Origin of the sequence: Streptomyces sp. NPDC002574 (genome assembly GCF_042889545.1) — a bacterium.
In the GTDB taxonomy this organism is placed as follows: domain Bacteria; phylum Actinomycetota; class Actinomycetes; order Streptomycetales; family Streptomycetaceae; genus Actinacidiphila.
Genome location: NZ_JBIARB010000011.1, coordinates 289,521 through 314,595, shown reverse-complemented (window position 1 = coordinate 314,595; position 25,075 = coordinate 289,521). Strand labels below are relative to the sequence as shown.

The 25,075-nt window shown below is 72.9% G+C and carries 26 protein-coding genes; 15 read left to right on the top strand and 11 right to left on the bottom strand.

Features of this window, described 5'->3' with window-relative positions:
* Both ACFYXS_RS27700 and ACFYXS_RS27695 read left to right on the top strand, forming a co-directional pair.
* Positions 1-1,755, top strand: a 1,755-nt coding sequence (locus tag ACFYXS_RS27700; protein WP_389252914.1) for an RHS repeat domain-containing protein, incomplete at its 5' end; no start/stop codon positions are given.
* Positions 1,756-1,825: 70 nt separating this feature from the next.
* The gene (locus tag ACFYXS_RS27695) at positions 1,826-2,245 is read left to right on the top strand and encodes a hypothetical protein (protein WP_389252912.1); all 420 of its coding nucleotides are present in this window, start codon (positions 1,826-1,828) and stop codon (positions 2,243-2,245) included.
* A gap of 389 nt (positions 2,246-2,634) precedes the next feature.
* Here ACFYXS_RS27695 and ACFYXS_RS27690 read toward each other — a convergent pair whose 3' ends face one another.
* The gene (locus ACFYXS_RS27690) at positions 2,635-2,910 is read right to left on the bottom strand and encodes a helix-turn-helix domain-containing protein (protein ID WP_389252910.1); all 276 of its coding nucleotides are present in this window, start codon (positions 2,908-2,910) and stop codon (positions 2,635-2,637) included.
* Positions 2,911-2,987: 77 nt separating this feature from the next.
* Between ACFYXS_RS27690 and map the strand changes: the two genes are divergently transcribed.
* On the top strand, positions 2,988-3,755 hold the full coding sequence (map, locus tag ACFYXS_RS27685; RefSeq protein WP_389252908.1) for a type I methionyl aminopeptidase: 768 nt from the start codon (positions 2,988-2,990) through the stop codon (positions 3,753-3,755).
* A gap of 21 nt (positions 3,756-3,776) precedes the next feature.
* On the opposite strand, the gene ACFYXS_RS27680 is transcribed toward map, so the two are convergent.
* Both ACFYXS_RS27680 and ACFYXS_RS27675 read right to left on the bottom strand, forming a co-directional pair.
* Positions 3,777-6,119, bottom strand: coding sequence for a glycoside hydrolase family 65 protein (locus tag ACFYXS_RS27680; protein WP_389252905.1), 2,343 nt, complete (start codon positions 6,117-6,119; stop codon positions 3,777-3,779).
* Positions 6,116-6,859, bottom strand: a complete 744-nt coding sequence (locus tag ACFYXS_RS27675) for an HAD family hydrolase (protein WP_389252902.1) — start codon at positions 6,857-6,859, stop codon at positions 6,116-6,118. The genes ACFYXS_RS27680 and ACFYXS_RS27675 overlap by 4 nt, the downstream gene beginning before the upstream one ends.
* 170 nt (positions 6,860-7,029) lie before the next feature.
* On the opposite strand from ACFYXS_RS27675, the gene ACFYXS_RS27670 reads away from it, so the two are divergent.
* Positions 7,030-7,632 carry a GNAT family N-acetyltransferase gene (locus ACFYXS_RS27670; RefSeq protein ID WP_389252900.1) on the top strand — a complete coding sequence of 201 codons (603 nt, stop codon included), beginning with the start codon at positions 7,030-7,032 and terminating at the stop codon, positions 7,630-7,632.
* A gap of 24 nt (positions 7,633-7,656) precedes the next feature.
* Here ACFYXS_RS27670 and ACFYXS_RS27665 read toward each other — a convergent pair whose 3' ends face one another.
* From ACFYXS_RS27665 to ACFYXS_RS27650, 4 genes are all read right to left on the bottom strand, one after another.
* Positions 7,657-7,851, bottom strand: a complete 195-nt coding sequence (locus ACFYXS_RS27665) for a DUF4236 domain-containing protein (protein WP_319663972.1) — start codon at positions 7,849-7,851, stop codon at positions 7,657-7,659.
* Positions 7,852-8,022: 171 nt separating this feature from the next.
* On the bottom strand, positions 8,023-8,493 hold the full coding sequence (locus ACFYXS_RS27660) for a VOC family protein (protein ID WP_389252896.1): 471 nt from the start codon (positions 8,491-8,493) through the stop codon (positions 8,023-8,025).
* A 120-nt stretch (positions 8,494-8,613) separates the two neighbouring features.
* Positions 8,614-9,498, bottom strand: a complete 885-nt coding sequence (locus tag ACFYXS_RS27655; protein WP_389252894.1) for a DUF3626 domain-containing protein — start codon at positions 9,496-9,498, stop codon at positions 8,614-8,616.
* Between the two features lie 77 nt (positions 9,499-9,575).
* Positions 9,576-10,268, bottom strand: coding sequence for a FadR/GntR family transcriptional regulator (locus tag ACFYXS_RS27650; RefSeq protein ID WP_389252892.1), 693 nt, complete (start codon positions 10,266-10,268; stop codon positions 9,576-9,578).
* A gap of 197 nt (positions 10,269-10,465) precedes the next feature.
* Between ACFYXS_RS27650 and ACFYXS_RS27645 the strand changes: the two genes are divergently transcribed.
* The 6 genes from ACFYXS_RS27645 to ACFYXS_RS27620 all read left to right on the top strand — a co-directional run bounded on the left by ACFYXS_RS27645 (position 10,466) and on the right by ACFYXS_RS27620 (position 16,314).
* Entirely contained in the window at positions 10,466-11,059 is a 594-nt protein-coding gene (locus tag ACFYXS_RS27645; RefSeq protein WP_389252890.1) for a hypothetical protein, read from the top strand.
* Between the two features lie 2 nt (positions 11,060-11,061).
* Complete coding sequence (locus ACFYXS_RS27640) at positions 11,062-11,730, top strand: DUF5987 family protein (RefSeq protein WP_389252888.1); 669 nt, start codon at positions 11,062-11,064, stop codon at positions 11,728-11,730.
* Complete coding sequence (locus ACFYXS_RS27635) at positions 11,727-13,379, top strand: FAD-dependent oxidoreductase (RefSeq protein WP_389252886.1); 1,653 nt, start codon at positions 11,727-11,729, stop codon at positions 13,377-13,379. The genes ACFYXS_RS27640 and ACFYXS_RS27635 overlap by 4 nt, the downstream gene beginning before the upstream one ends.
* A gap of 311 nt (positions 13,380-13,690) precedes the next feature.
* Positions 13,691-14,227 carry a GNAT family N-acetyltransferase gene (locus ACFYXS_RS27630; RefSeq protein WP_389252929.1) on the top strand — a complete coding sequence of 179 codons (537 nt, stop codon included), beginning with the start codon at positions 13,691-13,693 and terminating at the stop codon, positions 14,225-14,227.
* Positions 14,228-14,260: 33 nt separating this feature from the next.
* Positions 14,261-15,214 carry a MerR family transcriptional regulator gene (locus ACFYXS_RS27625; RefSeq protein WP_389252884.1) on the top strand — a complete coding sequence of 318 codons (954 nt, stop codon included), beginning with the start codon at positions 14,261-14,263 and terminating at the stop codon, positions 15,212-15,214.
* A 176-nt stretch (positions 15,215-15,390) separates the two neighbouring features.
* Positions 15,391-16,314 (top strand): SAM-dependent methyltransferase, encoded by a 924-nt coding sequence (locus ACFYXS_RS27620; RefSeq protein ID WP_389252882.1) that lies wholly within the window; start codon positions 15,391-15,393, stop codon positions 16,312-16,314.
* 38 nt (positions 16,315-16,352) lie between these two features.
* Here ACFYXS_RS27620 and ACFYXS_RS27615 read toward each other — a convergent pair whose 3' ends face one another.
* On the bottom strand, positions 16,353-18,029 hold the full coding sequence (locus ACFYXS_RS27615) for an ArnT family glycosyltransferase (protein WP_389252880.1): 1,677 nt from the start codon (positions 18,027-18,029) through the stop codon (positions 16,353-16,355).
* Between the two features lie 247 nt (positions 18,030-18,276).
* Between ACFYXS_RS27615 and ACFYXS_RS27610 the strand changes: the two genes are divergently transcribed.
* From ACFYXS_RS27610 to ACFYXS_RS27600, 3 genes are all read left to right on the top strand, one after another.
* Complete coding sequence (locus ACFYXS_RS27610) at positions 18,277-18,525, top strand: hypothetical protein (RefSeq protein ID WP_389252878.1); 249 nt, start codon at positions 18,277-18,279, stop codon at positions 18,523-18,525.
* A gap of 159 nt (positions 18,526-18,684) precedes the next feature.
* Positions 18,685-19,032 (top strand): hypothetical protein, encoded by a 348-nt coding sequence (locus tag ACFYXS_RS27605; RefSeq protein WP_389252876.1) that lies wholly within the window; start codon positions 18,685-18,687, stop codon positions 19,030-19,032.
* Between the two features lie 10 nt (positions 19,033-19,042).
* Entirely contained in the window at positions 19,043-19,309 is a 267-nt protein-coding gene (locus ACFYXS_RS27600) for a DUF4235 domain-containing protein (RefSeq protein ID WP_389252874.1), read from the top strand.
* 46 nt (positions 19,310-19,355) lie between these two features.
* Here the strand turns inward: ACFYXS_RS27600 and ACFYXS_RS27595 are convergent, their stop codons facing one another.
* Complete coding sequence (locus ACFYXS_RS27595) at positions 19,356-20,114, bottom strand: MBL fold metallo-hydrolase (protein WP_389252872.1); 759 nt, start codon at positions 20,112-20,114, stop codon at positions 19,356-19,358.
* 144 nt (positions 20,115-20,258) lie between these two features.
* Between ACFYXS_RS27595 and ACFYXS_RS27590 the strand changes: the two genes are divergently transcribed.
* Entirely contained in the window at positions 20,259-21,530 is a 1,272-nt protein-coding gene (locus tag ACFYXS_RS27590) for a heparan-alpha-glucosaminide N-acetyltransferase domain-containing protein (protein ID WP_389252870.1), read from the top strand.
* Positions 21,531-21,618: 88 nt separating this feature from the next.
* Here ACFYXS_RS27590 and ACFYXS_RS27585 read toward each other — a convergent pair whose 3' ends face one another.
* Positions 21,619-22,287, bottom strand: coding sequence for a response regulator transcription factor (locus ACFYXS_RS27585; protein ID WP_319663955.1), 669 nt, complete (start codon positions 22,285-22,287; stop codon positions 21,619-21,621).
* 147 nt (positions 22,288-22,434) lie between these two features.
* Between ACFYXS_RS27585 and ACFYXS_RS27580 the strand changes: the two genes are divergently transcribed.
* Entirely contained in the window at positions 22,435-23,568 is a 1,134-nt protein-coding gene (locus tag ACFYXS_RS27580; RefSeq protein WP_389252867.1) for a PP2C family protein-serine/threonine phosphatase, read from the top strand.
* A gap of 25 nt (positions 23,569-23,593) precedes the next feature.
* On the opposite strand, the gene ACFYXS_RS27575 is transcribed toward ACFYXS_RS27580, so the two are convergent.
* A complete protein-coding gene (locus tag ACFYXS_RS27575) occupies positions 23,594-25,054 on the bottom strand; it encodes a dihydrolipoyl dehydrogenase family protein (RefSeq protein ID WP_389252865.1) in 1,461 nt (486 codons plus the stop codon).
* Positions 25,055-25,075 lie beyond the last annotated feature (21 nt).

Sequence of the window (25,075 nt, the reverse complement as noted above, 5' to 3'; positions counted from 1 at the left end):
AACATCACCTCCATCGCCGACACCTCGCGCGACGGCACCGACAACCAGTGCTTCACTTACGACCACCTCGGCCGCCTCACCGACGCCTGGGCCCAGGGCACCAACGGCTGCTCGTCCACAGCAGGCTCGCTGCTCGGCGGCCCGGCCCCGTACTGGCAGTCCTACTCCTACGACGCCACCGGCAACCGCCGCACCGAAACCCAGCACGACCCCGCCGGCAATGCTTCCCAGGACGTCACCCGCACCTACGACTACCCCGCGCCCAAGGCCCCGCGCCCGCACGGCCTGACCCAGGTCACCACGGCCGGCCCCACCGGCAGCGCCATCGACTCCTACTCCTACGACACGGTCGGCAACACCCACACCCGCACCATCGGCGGCGACACCCAGACCCTCGACTGGGACGCCGAGGGCCACCTCGCCAAGGTCACCGAAGGGTCGAAGACCACCTCGTACGTCTACGACGCCGACGGCAACCGCCTGATCCGCCGCACCGACAACGAGACCACCCTCTACCTCGGCGGCACCGAACTCACCCTCGCCAAGGGCGCCTCGACCGCCAAGGCCACCCGCTACTACGACCTCGGCGGCGGCAACCAGGCCATCCGCACCGACGACGGCACACTCTCCTTCCTCCTCGGCGACCACCACGGCACCTCAGAACTCGCCGTGGCCGCCACCGACCTCACCATGCAGCAACGCCGCGCCACTCCCTTCGGCGGCCCCCGCGGCAAGGCGCCCACGTCCTGGCCGGGACAGAAGGGATTCGTCGGCGGCACCGACGACCCCACCACCGGCCTCACCCACCTCGGCGCCCGCGAGTACGACCAGGCCACCGGCCGCTTCCTCAGCCTCGACCCCGTCATGGACACGGGCGACCCGCAACAGATGAACGGCTACGCCTACAGTCGTAACAACCCTGTCACCAACAGTGACCCCGCTGGCCTGCGGGACTGCGGCGAGACCGAGTACTGCGGCAAGGGCAGCAAGCCCAATATCAAATACGGCACCGCGGCAAGCCCCGCGCCTGCGAAGAGCAGTGGCGACAAGCCGTCGGTAAAGGGAAGCCTGACCATTCAGTCGGAAGCTCCCACTTCTTTGTCGTCCAAGGGGCAAAAGGCGTGGAACGATGCGCTCGACGAGGTGCGGGCGCACAGAAACTTCTTTGCGAATGGCGCGGAGACGCCCGAGGGCCTGGCCGCGATGAGCGAGCTGTTCTGGGGAAAGTACTGCGGAAGTGTGGAGAAGGGCGAATGTCCTGCGGCGCGGACGAGTGCGACATCGCTGAAGGATTTCGGGCTCCGCCAGTACGACACCGGACTGGGTAGTCGCCTCGAACCCATGGCCGCCGCAAGTTCGGTCGCTGGTATGACGACCGCTCAGGCTTTGAAGAATCTCATGGACCCCGAGCACCTTCGTGGGCAGAGCGAAGAGTATGTCATTGAGTTGGCGGATAAGGCGGGATTCTCCAACAAGCCGATGAAGCCCACTTCTGCGACGGGTGGGCGTGGAACACAGATCTACAAGCCTGATGATTCGAACGTGATGCTTTTCATGGAGGCCGGCGATCCGGAGAGTACCAGCGCGGACAAGGTTCATCAGGGGCCGTACGTCAAATATCAGATCTCGGGTGCTGGAAAGGACGGCGCTTTCCGCGTACCGATTGCAGGCAACCCGCACCCCGAACTTGGTGGGGATGTTCCTACGGTATCCCGAAGGCGCATCATGCAGTTCCTCCTCGGGCAGGAGGAATAGCCGGGTAGGGCTGTAAAGCGCGTAGCCGGTCGATCGCGTCCTCGGGCGCCCGACCGGCTACACTGCTTTCATGAACGCTTTTTCATCCCTTTCCTCGGACAGATTCGTTGACGCGCTTCGTCGCGGCACCGACGCGATGTGGTCCCTCGATGCGGCCGTTTGGCTGTTGGAGCGTCACGGGGCCTGGCTGGAAAGTCCCGAGTTGCGTAATTTTGTTCAAGGGGGCGTGGACGAGGACGGTGAGATGTGGGCGGGATTCGATGTCCGCCCGATAAGGGAGGCAATCGATTCCGGGGGATTCGGTGAGTGGCGCGAGGATCTTGCGGTCCTCATGGTGGCAATGAGTTTGTACGGGGACTTCCCGATTGCCCTTCGGTATACTTGCGAAAATCTGTCCCTGGAGAACCTCGCGCTGATCAGCGAAGCGCTCTTCAAGGCTTGTGGTTACAAGGTCCGCCTCGCCGTGGCGGCTGGTGATGGCGATTCTTGAGAAGTGAGTTTCTCGGCGCGATATTCCAGTCGCCGTTCATGATGTGACGGGTCGACGGGTGGTGCGTCGACACATCGGGGGATGCTGCGGTCGTGCATGGATCTCATGTCGACGGAGTTGCCTCATTCGATGGGATGTCGGCCGGATGGCCATCCAGTGTGCGGATCGAGGCCGGGCCGGGGGGCCTTCGTCGCCGAATGCGTGACACCCGCTCGCCCGGGTCCATACCCGTACGCCGTGTGGCCCCGGGCCGGACGGGCTGCCCGCGCTCGCAGTATGCGTTGGGCTCCGCCGCCTTGCCGGCCAGGTCAAGTCCGGCGGTGGCTACACGCTTTCCGGGCCCGCACTCCGCTGCCGCGCCGCCTCCGCCCGCCGGTCCCCGTCGGCCCTCAGGCCGACAGTGCATCCCCCTCGCCGGGGTCCGCGGCCGCGCAGGCCGCGACCAGGACGTCCAGGGAGATGCCGAGGGCCGCGGCCAGGGCCGCGACCGTGAAGAAGGCCGGGGTCGGGGCGCGGCCGGTCTCGATCTTGCGGAGGGTTTCCGCGGAGACGCCTGCCGCCGCGGCGACGTCCACCATGCTGCGGTCGCCGCGGGCCTCGCGCAGCAGCGCGCCGAAGCGCTCGCCGCGTTCGCGTTCCCAGGGGGTCAGGGGCGTTCTCACCATGACCGTGATACTAATACCGGTATAAGTATTGGGTCACGTCGACCCCCGAGAAACCCCCCGAGAAGAGGACACGGCACATGGTGGAGATCAAGACCGACGCGGCCCTGGAGGCCATGCGCGAGGCCGGCCGCGTGGTGGCCCAGGCGCTGGCCGCCGTGCGCGAGGCGGCCCGCGTCGGGGTGTCGCTGCGTGAGCTGGACGAGGCGGCGCGAGCGGTCCTGGACGCCGCGGGCGCCCGGTCCCCGTTCCTCGGGTACCGCCCGTCGTTCGCGCCGACGCCGTTCCCCGCGGTGATCTGCGCGTCCGTGAACGACGCCATCGTGCACGGCATCCCGGACGACTACCGCCTGTGCGACGGCGACCTGGTGAGCATCGACTGCGGCGCGGAACTCGACGGCTGGACCGGCGACGCCGCGACCAGCTTCACCGTCGGTACCCCGCGCCCCGGCGACCTGGAGCTGATCGACGCCACGCAGCGCGCACTGGACGCCGGGATCGCCGCGGCCACCGTCGGCAACCGCATCGGCGACATCTCGCACGCCATCAGCAGCGTGGTCCGCGGGGCCCGTTGCGGCATGCCCCAGGACTTCGGCGGCCACGGCATCGGCCGCCGCATGCACGAGGACCCCCACCTGCCCAATCACGGGCGGCCAGGCCGTGGCTTCCCCCTGCGCCACGGCCTGGCCCTGGCCATCGAGCCGATGCTGATGGCCGGCGGTCACGACGGCTACCACGCCGCCGCCGACGGCTGGACCCTGCGAACCGACGACGGCAGCCGGGCCGCCCACATCGAGCACACCGTCGCCATCACCGAGGAGGGCCCCCGCATCCTCACCGCACTCTGAAGCGGACGCCGAACCAGCCCCTCAGCGCCGCGCCGGCCGCCGGCCCGGCGGCTGCTCCGGCTCGGGGCGCGCGGTCACGGCCGGCACGGAACGGCTCTCCGGGCCGTCCGTCGACACGGTCAGCGCCTCGTCGAAGTGCCGGATCTCCAGCGGGTCGCCCTCCAGCAGCGTGTACGTGGCCACCGAGTCGGTGATCCCGACCCGCAGCCGCCGCCCGAGCACCTGCACCGTGAAGGCCAGCCGGCGCACCTTCTCCGGCAGCCGCGGGGCGAAGCGGACCCCGCCCGCGTGGCGCCGCATCCCGCCGAAGCCCGCGACCAGTGCCATCCACGTGCCCGCGAGCGAGGCGATGTGCAGCCCGTCGCGCGTGTTGTTCTCCAGGTCCTTGAGGTCCATCAGCGCGGCCTCGCCCAGGTAGTCGTACGCCAGGCGCAGATGACCCACCTCGGCCGCGATGATCGCCTGGACGCACGCCGACAGGGAGGAGTCCCGGACGGTCAGCGGCTCGTAGTAGGCGAAGTTGCGTGCCTTCTGGCCCGAGTCGAAGCAGTCGCCCCGCACGAACATCGCCAGTACCAGGTCCGCCTGCTTGATGACCTGCTTGCGGTAGAGGTCGAAGTACGGGAAGTGGAGCATCAGCGGGTACTGGTCGGGGCGGGTCGCGGAGAAGTCCCACATCTGGTGCCGGGTGAATCCGGCAGACTGCTCGTGGACGCCCAGGGAGCTCTCGTAGGGCACGGTCATGGCCTCGGCGGCGTCCCGCCAGGCGGCGGTCTCCTCGTCGTCGACGCCGAGCGCCGTGCCCTGCTCGGCGTGGCGCTCGACCGCGTCGGCGGCGTGCCGCAGGTTCGACTGGGCCATGAGGTTGGTGTACGTGTTGTCGTCCGCGATCGCGCTGTACTCGTCGGGCCCGGTGACCCCGTCGATGTGGAACCGGCCGTGGTGGTCGTGGTGGCCCAGCGAGAGCCACAACCGGGCGGTCTCGACGAGCAGTTCCACACCCGTCTCGCGCTCGAAGCCCTCGTCGCCGGTGACCGCGACGTAGCGCACCACGGCGTCGGCGATGTCCGCGTTGATGTGGAAGGCCGCGGTGCCGGCCGGCCAGTAGCTCGACCCCTCGGAGCCGTCGATGGTCCGCCAGGGGAACGCGGCCCCCGCCAGCCCCAGTTGCCCGGCCCGCTCCCGGGCGGCGGGCAGCGTCGCCTGCCGCCAGCGCAGCGCCTCGGCGACGGCATTGGGGGAGGTGTACGTGAGCAGCGGCAGCACGAAGCTCTCGGTGTCCCAGAACGAGTGGCCGTCGTACCCCGAGCCGGTCAGGCCCTTGGACGGGATCGCGCGCTGCTCGGCGCGGGCGCCGGCCTGCAGCACGTGGAAGAGGGCGAAGCGCACCGCCTGCTGGATCTCGGCGTCGCCGTCGATCTCGACGTCGGCCCGGGACCAGAAGGAGTCCAGGTACTCGCGCTGTTCGTCGACCAGGCCCTGCCAGCCGGTGCTGCGGGCGCCGGCGAGCGCGGCCTCCACCTGGTCCCGGACCGCCGGCAGCGAGCGCACCGCGGACCAGCCGTAGGAGACCATCTTCTCCATGCGCAGCGTCTCGCCGGGGGACAGGTCGCAGGTGACCGTCAGACGGCTGGTGTCCGGCAGGCTCTCGCTGTACATCTTCGTCGACGGCGGGCCGTCCACACTGTGGTCGGCGGCCGCCCCGACGCGCAGCCCGGTGACGGCGGTGCGGTGCACCAGCCGCAGCCGGGTGTTGAGCGCCACGTCCTCCTCGGGCACCAGCGGGGACTCCAGCACGGCGGAGACACGGGGGTCTCCGGAGACCGTCGGCAGCTGCTCGTTGGCCACCAGCTCGGACTGGACGACGAGCCGGACCGTGGAGTCCACGGCCTCCACCTCGTACAGGACGGCGGCGATGGACCGCTGGGTCAGCGAGACCACCCGGGTGGAGCGGACCCGCACCGTGCAGCCGGCCGGCGAGGTCCACTCGCAGGTGCGTTGCAGCAGGCCGCTGCGGAGGTCGAGCACCCGCTCGTGGGAGAGCAGCCGACCGTAGCGGACGTCGAAGGGCTCGTCGTTGACCAGCAGCCGGATGAGCTTGCCGTTGGTCACGTTGATGACGGTCTGCCCGGCCTCGGGATAGCCGTAGCCGGCCTCGGCGTACGGCAGTGGATGCCGTTCGTGGACGCCGTTGAGATAAGAGCCGGGCAGGCCGTGCGGCTCGCCCTCGTCGAGGTTGCCGCGCCAGCCGATGTGCCCGTTGGACAGGGCGAAGACCGATTCGCTCTGTGCCAGCACGTCGAAGTCGAGCCCGGTCTCGCGCAGCGTCCACGGTTCGACCGTGAACGCGGAGTGGGTGATCACGCGTTGTCCTCCAGCAGCTCCGCGAGGTCCTGCACCACGATGTCGGCCCCGTGCTCGCGCAGCGCGTCCGCCTGGCCGACCCGGTCCACTCCCACCACGTACCCGAACCGCCCGGCGCGGCCCGCGTCCATACCGGCCAGCGCGTCCTCGTAGACGACCGCGGCGTCCGCCTCGACACCGAGGTCGCGCGCCGCCTCCAGGAAGGTGTCGGGGTGCGGCTTGCCCGGCAGCTTGCGCTCGGCGGCCACGATGCCGTCGATCCGGACGTCGAAGAGGTCCTCGATGCCGACGGCGACCAGTACGTCGCGGCAGTTGGCGCTCGAGGAGACCACGGCGGTACGGAGCCCCGCGGCGCGCACGGCGTGCACGTAGCGGACGGAGCCCTCGTAGGCCTCCACGCCCTCGGTGCGGATCTTCTCCAGCAGGATGGTGTTCTTGCGGTTGCCGACCCCGTTCACCGTGTCGCGCTCGGGCGGGTCGTCGGGTGTCCCCTCGGGCAGCTCGATGCCGCGGGAGGCGAGGAAGGTGCGCACGCCGTCGGCGCGCGGGCGGCCGTCCACGTACTCGTCGTAGTCGGCCACCTTGTCGAAGGGGCGGAAGTCCGCGCCGTCACGGCGGCGCAGGAAGTCGTCGAACGTCTCTTTCCAAGCGGCGGCGTGGACCAGCGCGGTCTTGGTCAGTACACCGTCGAGATCGAAAAGGCAGGCCCGGATGCCCTCCGGGAGACCGGTCTTCGTCATGCAACCCGCCTCCCCGCCCGGGGACCCCGGCATGCCTGCCGGGGCGGTCTACCAGCCGGACGCGGGAGCGCCGGTCGGCGGTACGGGCGGTACGGGCGGTACGCGCGGAAGATCGTGCGGGAATCCGCGACAGGGTGCCGTCGCGGGCCCGATCGGATTAGCCTCCGGACATGGCAGTACGCTTCCCTGCTTCCGTCACCATCGACGGCCGGTACGCACGGCTGGTACCGCTGTCGCGCAGCCATGTCCCCGACCTCTACCGGGCGGCCCGTGGCGACGAGCAGGTGTGGCGCTGGCTGTCGACGACGCCGCCGCGGTCGACCGCCGAGATGGGCGCCATCGTCGACCAGCGGCTCGCCCAGGCGGCGGCCGGCGAGGCGGTGGCGTTCTCCGTGGTGCCCCGGGCGACCGACCGCCCCGCGGGCTGGGCGGCGTACACCCGCATCGCGGCCGCCGACGAGCGCGTCGACATCGGCTGGAGCTGGCTCGACCCCACGCTCTGGGGCACCCCGGTGCACCTGGAGACCCACTTCATGCTGGTCTACTACGCCTTCGAGGATCTCGGCTTCGGACGCGTGCAGTGGCGGCTGGACGACCTCGACCTGCCCACGCAGGACGCCGTCAGCCGGATCGGCGGCATCCGCGAGGGAGTGCTGCGCCGCCACCTCCGGCGCGTCGACGGCACGTGGCGCGACACCGTCTACTACTCCCTCGTCGCGGCCGAGTGGCCGGCGGTCAAGGAGCGCTGGATGTCCGGCTGGATCCTCGAGTAGTCGCGGTCCCGGCCGTCACCGCCGTCACCGCCGCTTGCGACGCGTGGTGCGCCGCCAGGAGAACGGCCCCGGCAGGTCGACGGACTCGGTGCGGTCCCCGCGCGTGTTGACGGTGTGGCTCGCGTGCGGGCCGCCGGTCGTGATCGACAGCGACTTCTTGTTGATGTTGAGACGGACGCCGGGAAGGATCCGGAACGACTTCCGGAAGTTCAAAGGCATGGAAGCACTCCTCAGGACAGTACGGAACGTGACGTGGTCGTCTCGTGACCGCCTGCCCCCCGGACGCGTTTTCATGACCGACGAGCCGTCAGATCGATTCCGGTGCACCGCCGGTGGGGTCCGCACGGCACGTGATCCGCGCTCCGGTGCTTCCCTCCGGACCGGGGTCGTTCACCAGGCGTAGGCGCGGTTCATGATCAACTGGGCGACGACGGGTTCGAGCCGCGGATGGGCCACCATCACCGTGAGGCCGTTCGGGTCGCGTCCCTCGACCACCGTGCGGCCGTCGACCGTGGTGGTCTCCACGTGCGCGTCGCGCTCCCGCAGCAGGTGCTCGCACCGGCTCAGGTCCTCGGGATCCCGCGCGGTCCACACCGTCGCCTGGACCCCGACGCCGCCGAGCGAGTGCTCACCGCGCGGCATCGCCCGCAGCACCACCATAGAGCCCCCGGCGTCCGTCAGCAGCAGGGCCGTGGTGTCGCGGGTCGCGATCTCCATGCGCAGCAGGTCGCCGTAGAACGCCGCCGACTGGTCCAGGTCGCGTACGTAGATCACGAGCGCCGACAACCGCGGCCTCTCGTCCGCGGGGTCCTGGCCCCCGGTGGGGGCAGGGGTGCCCGTGTGGGGCGACGAAGGCGTCATCGGGGCTCCCGTCTCATCGGCCCGTACGGAACGGCGGCCGGTCGCGGGATGCGGCCGGTGCCCTCTCCACGCTATCCGGCTCCGCGCCGGGTCGCCCCCCGCGAGCGCGGTCCCGGGCGCTCAGGCCGCCGGGCAGCACGCGGTCGGGGCCTCGCCGGCGGCACCCCGCGGGGCCCCGAAGCGCGCGAGCACGTGCCAGAGCCGCTTGAGCGCCTGCGGGTCGTGGCGGCCGGTGCGGGCGGCGTCCCCGATCATGCGCGGGTCGAGGATCCCGCCGGCGGAGACGGCCACGCCGAGGTCGGTGTACTCCCGGCCGCGGTAGTCCGCGTGCCGCACCAGGTGCTCCGTGGTCAGCCGGAAGCCGCCGTGCCACTCGACCGGGCAGGGCAGCCGCCGGGCCGCGGCCTCCACGGCGGTGCCGCGGAAGGACGGGTCCAGCACCAGCGCCTCGACGTCGCCGTCCAGCACGACCGGGCCGTGCACCTGGGCCTCGATGTGGCCGTCCAGGGTGTCCAGCCCGTCGTCCGCCGCCGGCTCCAGCAGCGAGAAGCGGGCCGCCACCGCGAAGAGCTCCGGTTCCGTGGAGCTGTCCGGGTAGCAGAACGTGGTCCTGGCCAGTGTCCGCGCAGCGAGCCGGAAGTGGCAGGAGCCGAAGCGCGGCGCGCCGCCGGCCGGGTCGCGCCGGTGGTTGACCGCCCCGTACACCGGACGCTCGTGAGCCGCGGCGCGGTCGTAGGCGCCGCCGAAGATGCGGCTCTCCCAGAGCCAGCGGTCACCGCCCGGGTGGGCGGTCAGACCCCCGTTGCCGGTACCCGTCACGAACTGCGAGCGGTACACGCCGTCCTGGGCGATCCTCGCCAGTGTCGTCGTGCCGCGCGCGTCCCGGTCGGGGTGGAAGTTGAGTGTGAGACGGAGGCTCGGGTCGACCGGGCCGCCCGAGGAGCGGGCGGCGACATGGCGCAGGGCGTGCTCCTGCGGCGTGCGGACGGGGGCACCGGCGTTCATCGCCACAGTGTGCCCGGGCGCGGGACGGGGCCGCACCGGGGTTTCCGGGGCCCGGGGCGGGTCGCGGCGGCGGACGGTCAGGCCGCGCCGAGTGCTTCCACCATGATCCGGCGGGTCTCGTCCAGGTACGTCTGCGCCGCCGCCCGCGCGGCCGCGCCGTCCCCCGACTCCACGGCGGAGACGAGGGGTTCGAGGCGTTCGGCGGCCCGGGCCGGGTCGCGGAAGGGCGCGACGAGCTGGGCGCGCAGGGGGAGGTAGGCCGCGAAGAGGGTGTTGGTCAGCAGGACGTAGACGCGGTTGCCGGTGGCGTGGGCCAGGGCGCGGTGCACCTCGGCGTCGGCGAGCTGGGCCGCGTCCGGGCCGGGGGCGTCGGCGACGGCGGCCAGCAGCTCGCGCAGCCGGGCCCGTTGGCCTGCCGTCCCGGCGACCGCGGCGCGCTCGGCGATGAGCGCGCCCACACCGGCGCGCACTTCGAAGATGTCGGCCAGCCAGCCGGGATTGTGGCGGACGAGCATCGGCAGCAGGTCGGCGCCGCCCAGGCGGAGGTAGTCGCGCACCCGGGTGCCCACGCCGTGCCGGGTCTCCAGCAGACCGGCCTGGGTCAGCCGGCCGAAGGCGTGCTTCACGGTGGTGCGGGTGACGCCGTAGCCCTCGGCGAGGCGCTGCTCGGGCGGCAGGAGGGCGCCGGCGGGGTGCACTCCGCCGAGGATGTCGTCCTGGAGGCGGCGCTCCAGGACGTCGACGAGGCTCTCACGGGTCAAGGGGTCCACCGGGGCCGTCCTCTCAGCAGGCGTGCCGAACGTGCGGTCCCAGCCCAGCGGCCCCGGGGGCTTGCGTCAACACGGAGAGGCAGTGGATGAGCCACTGATTCAATGAGTCTCTGTACAACCTCTTGCCCTGACATCACGTCAGGTGCATTCTTCGGTGGTGCCCCCGGCCCGTCCCCTCTGACCACCGGAGTGTGCCCATGACCCCGTTCCCTCGCCCCGCCCGCCTGTTGACGGCGGTCGCCGTCGGCATCGCCTCTCTCGTAGCCCTCACCGTCGCCGCGGGCCCCGCCTCGGCCACGGCGCCCGAGCCCTACACCGAGCCCGCCTTCGCCGGTTCCTGTGCCTGGCACTCCTATGGCGAGGGCGAGACACCCGACCCCTGGCTGTGGCTCACCGACCCGGTGTGCGTCGAGTACTCCAAGCGCGACATCACCTTCGACAACGGCGGCGCCGTCCGCTTCCTGCTCGCCGAGCCCTCCCGCTTCGCCCTCGCGCTGCCCGTCTGCCGCTACTACCAGCGCGACCACTGGAGCGTGCAGTCCACCACCGGCGCGATCCCGTACGTGACCTGGAACGGCCGCTACTGGTTCGACAAACGCGAGCGGCGGGCCGCGATGCGGCTGACGGACTTCCACGTCAACGGCGTCAGCGTCGGCATCGGCGACGTGGTGGCCGCACTGCGCCCGCAACTGCCCGAGGTGGCCGACGTCCTGGCCGCGTACGGCGACGAGGCCGGCGAGACCGGCCTGGCGATCACACTCCCCTTCAGCCTGTTCTGCCCGGCGCGGTAGCCGTGGACGCGGGTATCGACCGCCGCGCCGTGCTGCGCGGACTCGCCGCGGCCGTCGCCGCCCTGCCCGTCCTGGGCACCGGGGCGGGGACGGCGGCGGCCGCCGCGGCCGCCACACCGGCCTACGGTTCCTGGCCGGTCTCCACGCTGGAGGCGTTCGCCGACACCCTGGTGCCGGGGGAGCGGCGCGGACCCTCCGACCGGGCCGTCGCCGGGGCCGCCGCGGGCCCCGGCGCCGTGCAGGCGGGCGCCGTAGCCCTGTTGACCGCGCCCGAACTCCCCCTGGCCCCTCTGCTGCCGGGCATCGCCACGCTGCTGGACGCCCGCGCCACCGGGTACGCCGTCACGCACCTGATCCTGCTGCCCCTGGACCGGCCGCCGTTCGTCGGGCTGGCCTTCGACCACCGCACCGCCGTGACCGCCGGGCTGTTCCAGCCGGACGACCCCGACCGCCCGGTCTGGCAGCTGCTGTCGTTCCTGGTTGGGCTCGCCTTCGACACCGCCGCCCACCTGCACACCGCGCAGGCCCTGGCCGACGGCCACCCGGGGCTGACCTGGATCGGCTTCCCGGCCCCCGGCCCGGACGGCCTGTGGCGCTTCCCCGACCACTCGTACGGCAGGGCCCTGGCCGCGCCGCACCCCGCCACCACGCCCTCCGGGAGCCCCGCATGAGCCCGCAGACCACCGATGTCCTCGTCGTCGGCAGCGGATTCGGCGGCGCCATCCCCGCCTACCACCTGGCCGCGGCCGGTGCCCGCGTCACCGTCCTGGAACGCGGACCCCGTCTGGCCACCGAGGAGTTCACCCACGACCTGAACCTCGGGGCCTATCCCCGGATCGTCGACGTCATCAAGGGCGACGGCATATCGGTGGTGGCGGGCAACTGCGTCGGCGGGGGCAGCGTCGTGTACTTCGCCGCCTCGCTGCGCGCGCCGTCCTTCGTCTTCGGGCGCCGCGACCCCGCCGGGCGCCGGCTGTGGCCCTTGACCATCACGCGCGCCACGCTGGACCCCTGGTACGACCAGGTGGAGCAGGCACTGCCGGTGACCCGGCTGGACTGGACCGACGTGTCCTACGCGGGCGGTGTCCTGGCCGCCGCCTGCGACCGTGCCGGGCACACCTGCAACCCGGTGCCGGTCGCCGTCGACCGCGCGCGCTGCACCGACTGCAACTGGATGCTGTCCGGCTGCCGTTTCGGCGCCAAGCGCTCCATGCTGCTGAACTACCTGCCCGCGGCCGAGGCCCACGGCGCGGAGATCAGGCCGCTGCACGAGGTCCAGCTCGTACGGCCGTCCACCGAACCCGGCTACCGCTACGCGGTCGACTGGACGACCCTCGACGCCGGCGACTACACGTGCCCCACGGGGGTGGGCACGATCCACACCAGGACCCTGGTCCTGGCCGCCGGCGCCGTCGGCACACCGGTCCTGCTGCAGCGCTCGGCCCCGCTCCTCGGCGGTGTCCCGGCCGCCGTCGGCGGGTGGTTCTCCGGCAACGGCGACCGCGTCAGCGTGGCCGAACTCGACGAGGGCAGGGTCCGCTCGCTGCTCGGGCTGTCGCGCAGCGACACCGTCGCCTACGAGGCGCTGCCCATCGGCATGCCGATCACCTCCGCCTCCTACGACCGACTGGACGCCGCGGCACCGGAGTTCTCCCGTTTCACGCTGCAGCAGATCTACTTCCCCACGGTCACCAACACCCTCGCGCAGACCGCGGCGGGGCTGTGGTCCGGCGTGGACAAGAAGCGGATGCGGGCGCGGTGGCGCTCGTGGCTGACCGTGCTCGCCATGACGGAGGACGAGACCGAGGGCCGCTTCGGCGCGCCGCCGCTCACCGGCAGCTTCACGCGCCTGGCCAACGGGATCGGGCTGGGCACCATGCGCTTCACCCCCGGTGCCGGGACACGCCGGGGATGGGACGCCGCCGACGCCCATGCGCGGTCGATCCTGGAGAGGGACGGCCTGGCGACCGTGCGCCCCTGGGACGAGCACGTGACGGGGACGGTGACCGCGCACCCCCTCGCATCGTGCCGCACCGGGGACTCCGCCGCCTTGTCCGCCCTCGACGACCTGCACGAACTCCGGTCCCACCCCGGGATCTTCGTCACCGACGGCTCGGCCGTGCCGACCTCCCTGACCGTGAACCCCTCCCTGACCATCGCCGCCCTCGCCGAACGCGCCTGCCCGGCGATCGCGGCCCGCTGCGCCCAGGCGGGCGTCGATCTGCGCTACGCGCCGAGCGATCCGCTCACCGGGCGGGCCCAGGGCGGCGCCGTCGCCACCGCGGCGCGGGAGCTGGCGGCGCGCGCCGCGGCCGGCTGACCGGTGTGGCGCGTCGCCGCTGACCGGGCATGATCGGTGCCATGGGCATCGTGGAGGACGTGGCGGAACGGGTCGCCGCCGGGCACACCGTGGAGTTCGACTGCCCGGACGGGGCCGCGCCGCCGCCGCTCCGCGCCGGACAGCGCCTCGTCGTGGCCCCGGCCGACCCCTCTGGGGTCGCGGCCGGGGACGTCGTCCTGGTTCGGGACACGGGCGCCGCCGGACTGCACCTGGTGACGGCCGTGGACGGGGACGGCCCCCGCGTGCGGTCCGCCGCCGGCGAGAGCACGGACGGCGGGCGGGTCGTCGGCGTGTGCGTCGCCGTGGACGGCGCGCCGCGCTCCGCCCGCCTCGACCTGCTCCCGCTGCGCGTCGACCACGCGGAGGAGATGGCGCGCGTCCTGTCCGACCCCGCCCTGTACGTCTTCACCGGCGGCCGCCCCGACACCCCGGCCGAACTGCGCGCCCGCTACGGGCGTGTGCTGGCCGGTTCCCCCGATCCGGCCGTCTCCTGGCTCAACTGGGTGCTCCGGCTGCGCGACGAGGGGTGCCTCACCGGTTACGTCCAGGCGACGATCTCCCCGGGAGCCGCCGGCCCCGAGGCCGAGATCGCCTGGGTCGTCGGCACCCCCTGGCAGCGCCGCGGCCTCGCCCGGGAAGCGGCCCGCGCGCTGACCGGCTGGCTCGACTCCCGCGGCGTCCGCACGATCGTCGCCCACATCCACCCCGACCACCGCGCCTCCGCCTCCGTCGCCCAGACCTGCGGGCTCACCCCGACCGGCCACTGGCACGACGGCGAGCGCCGCTGGCGGCGCGAGGTGCCGGAGGGTGTCCCGGAAACCGCTTGAGTCTCCCCCAGGGGGAGACGGGAGGGTGGGGGCATGGACGACGGCACACTCCATTCCATCGGCGAACTGGCCCGGCGCACGGGACTGACGGTCAAGACCGTCCGGTTCTGGTCCGACCGCGGGATCGTGGTCCCCACCGGCCGCAGCGCCGCCGGCTACCGGCTGTACGGGGCGCGGGCACTCGCGTGCCTGGAACTGGTGCGGACGCTGCGGGACCTCGGAATGGACCTCGCCACGATCCGCAGGGTCGTGGACCGGGAACTCACGCTGCCCGAGGTCGCCGCGGCCCATGCCGAGGCACTGGCGGCGCAGATCCGCGTCCTGCACCTGCGGCGCGCCGTGCTGACCACGGTGGCCGAACGCGGCTCCACACCCGAGGAGATGGATCATTTGAACCGGCTGGCCAAACTGACCGAGCAGGAGCGGCGACGGGTGGTCGACGGCTTCCTGGACGCCGTCCTCGGCGGCCTCGCGGACCCGGCGGTCGCCGGGATCCGCCGCACGCTGACGCCCGAACTGCCCGACGACGCCGCCCCGGAGCAGCTCCGCGCGTGGGTGGAGCTGGCCGAACTGACCCAGGACGAGACCTTCCGCGCGAGGCTGCGCGCCCTGGCCGAGGACCTGACGGCCCGGCGGGCCGAAGGCGGCGACGGACTGCCGCGCCGCGACGTGGTCGCGGTGGTCAGGGACCGGGTCGGCCCGGCGGTCGCGGCCGGCGTCGATCCGCTGTCCCCGCGGGCGGCCCCCGTCGTGGCGTCGCTGACCGCCGGCTGCGCCGAGGCACTGGGCACCGCGGACGACGAGGTCCTGCGCGGCCGTCTGCCGTCCCTGCTGGCGGCCGCAGACGACCCCCGCCGGGAGCGGTACGTCGCGCTGCTGGCGACGGTCAACGGCTGGCCGGTGCCCGAGTCCGCCGCCCCCGCACTGGACTGGTCGCTGCGGGCCCTGGCCGTGCCCCGGTCCGGCGCCACCAGCCCCGCCCCGTGAGCGAGGACGCGCGGGTGACCATCGGGCCGACGGCCGACGGCCGCCGTCGTCGCCGTGACCTGCGGGCACCGCCGTGACCTGTGAGGGAGGCGAGGCACCAACTCACGCTCGGAACCGCTAAGTTGTCTGTTGATCGGATCGATTATTCGATTTTTCGAGTTTCAGGGGATGGTCCCATGGGCAACGACAGCCAGGCGTCCGCGGCCTACGAGTCCGCCGAGCAGCTCCGCAAGCGCATCGACACCACGCGGGCCCATCCGGCCCGCGTCTACGACGTGTTCCTCGGCGGCAAGGACAACTACCCCGTCGACCGCGACGCCGCCGCGGCCGCCCTCGCCGCCAACCCCCGCGGGTACCTCGACGTCCGGCACAACCGGGACCTCCTGCGCCGGGCGGTGAACCACCTCGCGGGCGAGGTGGGCATCCGCCAGTTCCTCGACATCGGCACCGGGCTGCCGACCCAGGAGAACGTCCACCAGATCGCCCAGCGGATCACCGCCGACGCCCGTGTGGTGTACGTCGACAACGACCCCGTCGTCCTCGCGCACGCCCGTGCCCTGCTCGCCTCCGGTCCCGAGGGCAGGACCGACTACATCGACGCGGACCTGCGCGACCCCGCCGCCATCCTCGAACAGGCCGCCCGCACCCTCGACTTCGACCAGCCGATCGCGCTCGTGCTGGTGGCCGTGCTGCACTTCGTCGAGGACGACGAGGCGTACGGGGTCGTCAAGCACCTCGTGGACGCGCTGCCCTCGGGCAGCCACGTCGTCCTCACCCATCTCACCTCCGACCTGAACGCCGAGCAGATCGCCAAGGTGGCCAGGACCTACCAGGACCGGGGCTTCTCCTTCGTGCTGCGCCCGCACGGCGAGGTCCTGCGCTTCGCGACGGACAACGGCCTCGACCTCGTCGAGCCCGGTCTCGTCCCCGTGCACCACTGGCGTCCGGACCACTCCCCGGACACCGGCGCCTCCACCGCGGACATGGACCCGGCGTTCATCGAGGGCATGGACGACATCGACAAGATCCGTTACAACGACATCAACGACGTGACGGACGCCGACATCAACGTCTACGGCATGGTGGCCCGCAAGGCCTGAGCTGCCCTGACGCCGAACGCCGGGCGCGCGCCCGGCGTTCAGCGTCGGTAGATCGTGATCGAGTGCCCGACCTCGTCGATCGCGGTCGCACCCTCCAGGAGCGCGGCGAGCCGCCCTTCCGCCTTGGCGACCGAGGAGTCCGAGACGACGAGCAGGCCGTGCACCCGCTCCGGGGGCACGGTCAGCGGATTCCGCGACGCGATGCCGTAGTACGACGGCACGCCGCTGCCCTTGTAGACCAACCAGACCGGTTCGCCCGGGTGACGCTCCCGCAGGCGGTCGGCGAGCCGCCCCAGGTCCTGGCCCCAGTCGACGTTGGAGTCGTGCAGGCGCAGATGCGTCCGCGCGGGACCGCCGAACGCCTCGTTGGAGTACGGCAGGTAGTAGGGGAACGTCCGCAGCGAGCTGACCGCGACGAAGGCGACCAGCACGGCAGCCGTCACATGGACCCACCGCCCTCGCACCGCCGTGACCCCCGCGGCCGCGACCGCGCCGAACACGGGCATGAACACCGCGTAGCGGACGCCCAGGTCCCGCGACCCGGTCATCGCCGCTGCCAGCAGCACCAGGGGCGGCAGCAGCACGTACGCCGCCGCGGGCCGCAGCCGGGGGACGGCGAGCAGCACCACCGCACCGGCCGCCCACAGGACCAGCATGCCGAGCGGGGTCTTCACCAGCAGCGCCGCGGGCAGGTAGTACCAGAGCGCCCCGTGATAGTGCCGGCCGAAGAGGAAGCCGTCCCACGTGGCGTTCTCCAAGCCGAACTGCAGCCGCACGCCGTCCCGGTAGGCCTCCGGGAACGGCAGCAGCGAAGCCGCCAGGCCGCGCAGTCCGTGGAGCGCCGGCATCCCGTCCGGTGTCGTCCACCGCAGCCGCGGGTTCACCGCGAGATAGGCGGCCCAGACCACCGCCACCGCGACCAGCCCCACGCCGGCCGCCGCGGCGAGGCCGTGCGCCCATCGCCGGCGCCTTCCCTGGTCCACGGCGACCAGGAGCAGCACCACCGGCACCGCCACCAGCATGTTCATCTTGGTGGCCAGGGCCGCCCCGAGCGCCGCGCCGGCGAGGGGCAGCCACAGGCCCGGCCGTCCGCGGGCGCGCCACAGGCACCACACCGAGGTCAGCACGAAACCGGCCGCGGGCACGTCCAGGGTGGCCAGTGACCCGTGCGCGACGACGTCCGGCGAGAAGGCGTACAGCGCCAGGGCCGGCAGTGCCCCCGCCGGACCGAAGAGGTCCTTCGCGAAGGCCAGGACGACCAGCCCGAAGAGCAGCGTCAGCACGATCACCGGCAGGCGCGCCGCGAGCATCACCCGCCACGGGTCGTTGCCCGACTCGTACAGGACGCGGCGCCCCAACTGCGTCTGGTCCCCGGCGAAGCCCCGGTCCAGACGCACGTCCGCGAACGCCAGCCCGCTCTCGATCACGAGCTTGCCCAGCGGCGGGTGCTCGGGGTTGAAGCGCAGGCTGTGCTCGCGCAGGTAGAGCTCCGCGGTGCCCACGTAGACGGGTTCGTCGATGGTGGGAGTCTGCTGCACGGCGGTCGTCACCATGGCGACCGCCATCTGCGCCAGCAGCGCGACCACGGCCAGGACGAACAGCCACTGGTACCGGGGCCGCGCGCGCTGCGCCGGTCCGGGCCCCGGTGCGGCAGCGGGCGCACCCGCCGCGCCCGGTGCGGTCAGGGGGTGGTGTGGTCCTGGCCCTGGTCTCATCGCTCCCGCACCCCGTGCCGTGCCGCGCGCACAAGGCCGTCCCTGTGCCTGTCCGCCCCGCATCATGGCACGCGGCCCGGCGGCGTACGCCGGCTTCTCAGCCGCGCAGCACCTTCCGGCCGAGCTCCCGGCGCGCCGGGTCGAGCCCCGCGTCGATCTCCTTGGCCCGTGCCAGGGCTCCGGTGCGGGCGCGAGGTTCACCCCGGGTTGGTTGTCCCGTCCCTGCCCCGCAACGGAACATGGGGGCATGAGCCGTGACGAACGCCCCGCCGAGGGACACCACGAGGGGGTCCGCGACCTTGTCGCGCGGATCGCCGAGCACCATTGGGACGCCGTACGACGCCATGACGAGGACGAGTTGACGCAGGCGGTCGACGAGGCCGCGTTCGACCTCGGAGCGGACATCGCCCACCCCGGCACCGGGCACGGGCCGGTCGGTTACGACGTGGAGACCGACCTCGGACGGGAGAAGGAGCCGCCCGAACTGCGCCCGTGACGCGGTGGCCCGGGCCGCGCCTCCCGCATGCCGTGCCCGCCCAGGGGTAGCCGCGCAATGAGGGCCGAGGGGCGGGGAACATCCGCTGACGATCCATCAGCATCGCGAAGCCCGCGCTGCGAGGGCCGGTTCGGCCGGGATCACGGAAAGGGCGGAGCGATGACGGACAAGGAAGAGGCGGGCGGGGCGGCGTCGACCCCGACGCCCGAGCAGCTGCGCGAGGACGTGGCGCGCGCCCGGGAGGAAGTCGGCCGTGCCGCGGCGGAGTCGGCGGCCCACGCGCACGAACGCGTGGCGGCCGCGCGGCAGCAGATCGACGAACGGACGGCGCAGGCCAGGGACAAGGCCGCCTGGGCGTTCAAGCGCGTCCAGGAGCACACCCCGGAGCGCTTCCGGCAGCAGGCCGAGGAGGCCGCCACGGCGGCGGGCCGCAACCGCGGGCAGATCCTCGCCGTCGTCTCGGGTTTCGTGCTGATCTACCTGGTCGTGCGCCGCACCAGGCGGTGAGCGCCGGGCCATGAGGAAGTCCAAGGTTCTGTACCGGCCGGTGGGGCTGGTCCTCGGCGCGCTCGGAGGCGCGGTGGCGGGTGCGCTGTTCACGAGGGCGTGGAAGCTCGTCGGAAGCGAGGGCGAGGCCCCCAGGGCCACCGACGAGGACCGTGCGTGGCGGGAGATCCTGATGGCCGCCGCGCTGCGCGGCGCGATCTTCGCCACCGTCAAGGCCGCCGTCGACCGGGGCGGCGCGGTCGGCGTGCGGCGGCTGACCGGCACCTGGCCCGGCTGACCGTGATCGCCCGGACGGCCCGGACGGCCACCCGGGCGCGGGCGCACTACGCCTCGTCCGCGGCCGTTCTGCGCAGGTAGGCCCGCGCGACGTCGCGCAGTCGCGCCCGGTCGAGACTGCGCCCGTGCCCCGGGTGCACGACGGACACGTCCAGTCCGCACAGGAACTCCAGGCTGCGCCGGTAGGCGGCAACGTCGGACTCGGGCAGATCGTCCACCAGGTACCCGTCGTAGACGACGTCACCGGAGTACAGCGCCCCGGTGTGCTCCTCCAGCAGCGCGACGGACCCGGGCGTGTGGCCCGGCAGATGCAGGACGGTGAGCGTCCGGCCGCCGAGATCGATGCGGTCACCGTCCTCCACCGGGTGGGTCAGCGTCACCCCGCCGAGGCGGTACGCCGCAGGGTCGTAGCCCGGTTCGGGGAGCGTGTCGATCATCAGGTCGGGGAAGTCCGCGCCCACGTCCTCGGTGCCGAGCAGACGGGCGAGTTCTGGCCCGTCCAGGCTGGCCGGGACACCCGCCGCCAGGGCGGCCGCGTCGGCGGGGTGCCCCGCCCGCTCGCGGAACTCGTACGCCCCGCCGACGTGGTCCAGGTGCGCGTGGCTGAGGACGACCAGCGGATCGCGCGCGAAGAGCGCCGGCACCGCCTCGCGCAGCGCGACCACGCCCAGCCCCGCGTCCACCACGACGTCGCGGTCCGTGCCCCGCAGCCACCACACGTTCGACCTGAGGATCTCGTGGACGTGCGGCTCGGAGAGGCGGACCAGGCCGTCCCCGAACCGCAGTTGCTCGAACCAGGGGCTCATGGCGGCCCATTGTGCCCGGTGCCCGGTGCCGCCCGCGGCGCCGGGTCCCGCCAGGCGGCGGGGGGTGGGCACCTCCGCCCGGCGGGGCAGGACCGGACGCCTGCCGGATACCCGTCGGCGGTCCCCGGCGGGGAGTATCGAGACATGGCGCACGATGTTCTCTTCACCGTGTCGGCCCCGGGGCGACCGGTAGCGGAGCGGGCGGCTCCCACCGGCGCCCCGGTAGGCACCGCCGGAAACACTTCGGTGGGCCGCATGGTGGGCGTGGACCTCGCGCGCGGGTTGGCGGTACTCGGAATGTACGCAGCCCACGTGGGTCCCGATCCTTCGGTGGGAGGGTTCCAGGGATGGCTGATGGAGGTGGCGCAGGGCCGGTCGTCGGCCCTCTTCGCTTTCCTGGCCGGTTTCTCGATCGTTCTCATCACCGGGCGGTATGCCCCCGCCACCGGCCGTGCCGGCCGGCAGGCGGTCGTCCGGGTGGTGGTCCGCGCGGTGATCCTGGTGGCCCTGGGTACCGCGCTGACCCTGCTGGGCACCTCGGTCGAGGTGATTCTCGCGTATTACGGCGTGTGCTTTCTGCTCGTTCTCCCGCTGTACCGGCTGCGCCCCGCCGTCCTCGCGGCGATCGCGGCGGGCAGTGTGCTGGTGCTGCCCCAGGCGCTCTTCGTGGTGCAGCGCTCGATCGATCAAGGCTCGTGGGCCGAGGTGGTCACGCGGCACGACCTCCTGGCCCACGTCGGCGGCACGGACGGCGTCATCGGGCTGATGTTCACCGGTGACTATCCCGTCCTCGCGTGGGTGCCGTTCCTCATCGCCGGCATGGCGGTTGCCCGTCTCGACCTCCGGTCGGCGGCCGTTCGTGCGCGGCTGGCGATGACAGGTGGAGCGCTGGCCCTGGTCGGCTACGGCGGATCATGGCTGGCGCTGCACTTGATTCCCGGCGTGGTGCCGGGAATCTCCACGTTCGGGGTGGATGCGGAACGCGGCGGAGCGCGGTCGGCCTGGTGGTCGGACGCCGCGGGCTTCCCGAGCGGCGACGGTGATTCCGCGTCGTGGCTGTGGGCGGCCTCCCCGCACAGCGAGACCACGCTCTCGGTGGTCGCCGGCACGGGTGTCGCCCTGCTGGTGCTCGTCGGGTGCACGGACGCCGTCGCCCGCGGGCGTACCGTCCGGCGGGTCGCGACGCCGGTGATCGCGGTCGGCTCCATGTCGCTGACGTTCTACGTCGGGCACATCCTCGCCATCAAGGCACTGGGCCTGAACCTCGACGACCTTCCCGGCCCGCCGATGGGGGTCCTTCTCGCGTTCGTCGCGGCGGCGCTGCTGCCGGCCTTCGTCTGGTCGTCCTTCTTCCGGCGGGGCCCCCTGGAGTACGCGCTGAACAGGGCGACCCTCATCAGCCGCTACGTGGCCTGAGCCCCGGCCCGGGCGCGCCGTTCACGTCCCGCGGGCCGGCAGCCCCACCCGCAGACGGAAGCCCCGGCCGGCGGTCGGCGCGCCGGGCTCACGGCGCGCGCCCGTCCCCGTGGCGGTGGCGCAACAGCCCCGCGCGTTCGGCGAGGAGCGCGGCCTGCACCCGACTGCCCACCCCCAGCTTGGTGAGGATGGCGCTGACGTGGTCCTTCACGGTGCCGGTGCTCAGGTGCACCCGGGTGCCGATGTCTGCGTTGGACAGCCCTTCGGCGACGAGAACGAGCACGTCGCGCTCCCGGTCGGTCAGCGCGGCCACCGCGTGCGCCGCGCTGACCTGCTCCTCGCCCTCCAGGTAGCCGTCCACGACGGTACGGGTGACCTCGGAGGCGAGCACGACCCCGCCCGCCGCCAGGTTCCGCACCAGGTACGCCAGCTGCTCGGGGTCGGTGTCCTTCAGCAGGAAGCCCGCCGCCCCGGCCCGGAGCGCGGCGGCGACGTACTCGTCGGTGTCGAACGTGGTCAGCATCGCCACCACCGGGGGCGCGGGCATCCGGCGGATCTCGGCGAGGATCGTGAGACCGTCCACGTCGGGCATCCGGATGTCGAGGAGCACGACGTCAGGACGCAGCTCCTCCACCGCCCGCAGCGCCCGTCCCCCGGGCACCGCGGCGACCGTCTCGATGTCGTCCGCCGCGTCGAGGATGTGCTGGAATCCCGTGCGGATCAGCGCCTCGTCGTCCACGACCAGTACCCGGATCATCCTCGATCCCTACCCCGCACCGCCGCGAGAGCTGCCGGGTATGGTGCTTTTGGTCGGGAAGAGAATGTTTGGTCTCTTTGTTGGATGCCCTGCACGATGGTGGGTGCGGCGCCCGGCCGGTCGGGTCCGGGGCGGAGAGGAGCCAGGATGTGGACGTGGTGGCGTGACGGACCCCGTGGCGCGGGGGACCGGGAGACCGCCGCCTGGCGCGCCCGTGACTACGTCATCACCGCCGTCGCCGCCCTGCTGATCGTGGCTGTTCCGGTGGCGGACCTGTTCCTGCCGATGAACATCCACGTCGCGCACGTCCTGGTGGTGCCGGTGGCCCTGGTCGCCGCCTTCGCCGGGCCCCTGCGCGGCTCCCTGGCCGCGCTGCTCGCCGTACTGGCGCTGATCGCCGCCGCCCTCGAACGCGACGCACTGACCACGGAGAACGTCCTGGTGCAGCTGGCGTCGCTGGTGCTGGTGTCGGTGCTGCTGGTGGTCTTCGCCCTGTCGAGCGAGCGGGGACGGCACGAACTCGCCGGTGAGCGCCGGATCTCGGAGGCGGCCCAGCGGGTCGTCCTGCGGCCGCTGCCCGGCCGCTCAGGACCGCTGACGATCGCCTCCGCCTACCGCTCGGCCGACGACGGAGCCCGGGTCGGCGGCGACCTGTACGCGGTCGCCCGCACCGCGAACGCCACGCGCCTGCTCATCGGGGACGTGCGCGGCAAGGGACTGAACTCGCTCGGCGAGACCGAGACCGTGCTCGGCGCCTTCCGTGCCGCCGCCCACCGCCAGGAACCGCTGCCGGAACTGGTCGCCTCGCTGGAGGGCAGCGTGCGCTGGGGCCTGGCGGAGTTCTGCGACACACCCGCCGAGGCCGACGTGGGGGAGCGCTTCGTGACGGCCGCGGTCGTCGAGATCCCCGACGACGAGCCGTACGTCCACGTGGTCAGCTGCGGCCACCTGCCGCCGCTCCTGCTGCACGAGGGCCGGGCGACGCTGCTCGACGTGGCCGATCCCGCGCCGCCGCTCGGCCTCGGCGCCCTGGCCGAGAGCACGTACGCCCCCAGCACCTTCCCCTTCGCCGGCGGCGACCAGCTGCTGCTCTACACCGACGGTCTCACCGAGGCCCGCGACGCCGAGGGCGGCTTCTACCCCCTGCTGGAACGCGCTGCCGGTCTGCCCGGCTCATGCCCGGCCACCCTGGTGCGGGAGGTGACCCGGGACCTGCTGGGCCACGCCCACGGGCCGCTGGGCGACGACATGGCCGTCGTCGCCCTCCAGCGCGCCCACTGAAGCCCGTGCGGCCGGACGCCCCGGCTCATTCCTCCGCGTAGGCCTCCAGCAGCCGCAGCCACACCTCGCTGATCGTGGGGAAGCACGGGACGGCGTGCCACAGCCGGTCGACCGGTACCTGCCCGGCGACGGCCACGGTCGCGGAGTACAGCAGTTCGCTGACATTGGGCCCCACGAAGGTCACGCCCAGCAGCCGGCCGCTGTCCTCGTCCACGACCATGCGGGCCCGGCCCGTGTAGCCGTCGGCGTACAGGTTCGCGCCCTGAACCGAACGGCCCGGGTCCACGTCCACCGCGCGCACCCGGTGCCCGGCACGCTCCGCCTCCGCCACGGACAGGCCCACCGCGCCGGCCTCGGGGTCGCAGAAGAACACCTGCGGCACGGCGTGCACGTCGGCGGTGGCCGCGTGCCGGCCCCACTCCGCGGTGTCCAGCTCCCGGCCGGCCGCCAGGGCGCCGATCGCGGCGCCTGCGATGCGCGCCTGGTACTTGCCCTGGTGGGTCAGCAGGGCGTGCCGGTTGATGTCGCCGAGCGCGTACAGCCACCCGCCGTCGACGCCGCGGACCCGGCAGCTCTCGTCGACGTCCAGCCACGCGCCGGGGGACAGGCCCACGGTGTCCAGGCCGATGTCGTCGGTCAGCGGCAGCCGGCCGGTGGCGTAGAGGACTTCGTCGACCTCCAGGGTGTCGCCGTCGTCCAGCGTCACGGTGACCGGCCCGGTACCGCCCGGCCGGGACAGCGCCTTCACCGCCACCCCGGTCCGGATCATCACGCCCGCCTCGGCCAGTCCGGCCGCGACCATCTCGCCGGCGAAGGGCTCCATGCGCGGCAGCAGACCGCTGCGGCGCACCAGGAGCGTCACCTGCGAACCGAGCCCCTGCCAGGCGGTGGCCATCTCCACCGCGACCCCGCCGCCGCCGACGATCGCCAGCCGCGGCGGCACCGTGTGGGAGTCCGTCGCCTCGCGGTTCGTCCACGGCTTCGCCTCGTCGAGCCCGGGGACGGCGGGAATCGCGGGTTTGCTGCCGGTGGCGACGGCGACGGCGTGCCGGGCGGTAAGAACGCGCCGCTCGCCCTCGGGGGTCTGCACGGCGACGCGCCGCGGGCCGTCCAGCCGCCCGTGGCCGCGCACCAGTTCCGCGCCGATGCCGTGGACCCAGTCGGCCTGTCCGTCGTCCTTCCAGCCCGTGACGAAGCCGTCACGGCGGGCGAACGCGCCGTCGGCGGCCACCGGCCCGGTCACGGCCTGCCGCGCGCCGTCGACCCGGCGGGCGTCCGAGACGGCGATCACCGGCCGCAGCAGCGCCTTGCTGGGAACGCACGCCCAGTACGAGCACTCGCCGCCGACCAGTTCGCGCTCCACCACCGCCACGCTCAGCCCCGCCGCCCGGGTCTTCTCGGCGACCGTCTGGCCGACCGGGCCCGAACCGACGACCACCACGTCGAAGGTGTCCTGAACCGCCGCGCCCTGTGCTGCTTCGCTCATTCGACTGCTCCCGGTGTCTGG

Bases quoted from the DNA above. Each gene is read 5' to 3' on its own strand.
- ACFYXS_RS27695 (WP_389252912.1), top strand. From the start codon at position 1,826: ATGAACGCTTTTTCATCCCTTTCCTCGGACAGATTCGTTGACGCGCTT.
- ACFYXS_RS27690 (WP_389252910.1), bottom strand. From the start codon at position 2,910: ATGGTGAGAACGCCCCTGACCCCCTGGGAACGCGAACGCGGCGAGCGC.
- map (WP_389252908.1), top strand. From the start codon at position 2,988: ATGGTGGAGATCAAGACCGACGCGGCCCTGGAGGCCATGCGCGAGGCC.
- ACFYXS_RS27675 (WP_389252902.1), bottom strand. From the start codon at position 6,859: ATGACGAAGACCGGTCTCCCGGAGGGCATCCGGGCCTGCCTTTTCGAT.
- ACFYXS_RS27670 (WP_389252900.1), top strand. From the start codon at position 7,030: ATGGCAGTACGCTTCCCTGCTTCCGTCACCATCGACGGCCGGTACGCA.
- ACFYXS_RS27665 (WP_319663972.1), bottom strand. From the start codon at position 7,851: ATGCCTTTGAACTTCCGGAAGTCGTTCCGGATCCTTCCCGGCGTCCGT.
- ACFYXS_RS27660 (WP_389252896.1), bottom strand. From the start codon at position 8,493: ATGACGCCTTCGTCGCCCCACACGGGCACCCCTGCCCCCACCGGGGGC.
- ACFYXS_RS27655 (WP_389252894.1), bottom strand. From the start codon at position 9,498: ATGAACGCCGGTGCCCCCGTCCGCACGCCGCAGGAGCACGCCCTGCGC.
- ACFYXS_RS27645 (WP_389252890.1), top strand. From the start codon at position 10,466: ATGACCCCGTTCCCTCGCCCCGCCCGCCTGTTGACGGCGGTCGCCGTC.
- ACFYXS_RS27635 (WP_389252886.1), top strand. From the start codon at position 11,727: ATGAGCCCGCAGACCACCGATGTCCTCGTCGTCGGCAGCGGATTCGGC.
- ACFYXS_RS27625 (WP_389252884.1), top strand. From the start codon at position 14,261: ATGGACGACGGCACACTCCATTCCATCGGCGAACTGGCCCGGCGCACG.
- ACFYXS_RS27620 (WP_389252882.1), top strand. From the start codon at position 15,391: ATGGGCAACGACAGCCAGGCGTCCGCGGCCTACGAGTCCGCCGAGCAG.
- ACFYXS_RS27615 (WP_389252880.1), bottom strand. From the start codon at position 18,029: ATGAGACCAGGGCCAGGACCACACCACCCCCTGACCGCACCGGGCGCG.
- ACFYXS_RS27610 (WP_389252878.1), top strand. From the start codon at position 18,277: ATGAGCCGTGACGAACGCCCCGCCGAGGGACACCACGAGGGGGTCCGC.
- ACFYXS_RS27605 (WP_389252876.1), top strand. From the start codon at position 18,685: ATGACGGACAAGGAAGAGGCGGGCGGGGCGGCGTCGACCCCGACGCCC.
- ACFYXS_RS27600 (WP_389252874.1), top strand. From the start codon at position 19,043: ATGAGGAAGTCCAAGGTTCTGTACCGGCCGGTGGGGCTGGTCCTCGGC.
- ACFYXS_RS27595 (WP_389252872.1), bottom strand. From the start codon at position 20,114: ATGAGCCCCTGGTTCGAGCAACTGCGGTTCGGGGACGGCCTGGTCCGC.
- ACFYXS_RS27590 (WP_389252870.1), top strand. From the start codon at position 20,259: ATGGCGCACGATGTTCTCTTCACCGTGTCGGCCCCGGGGCGACCGGTA.
- ACFYXS_RS27585 (WP_319663955.1), bottom strand. From the start codon at position 22,287: ATGATCCGGGTACTGGTCGTGGACGACGAGGCGCTGATCCGCACGGGA.
- ACFYXS_RS27580 (WP_389252867.1), top strand. From the start codon at position 22,435: ATGTGGACGTGGTGGCGTGACGGACCCCGTGGCGCGGGGGACCGGGAG.
- ACFYXS_RS27575 (WP_389252865.1), bottom strand. From the start codon at position 25,054: ATGAGCGAAGCAGCACAGGGCGCGGCGGTTCAGGACACCTTCGACGTG.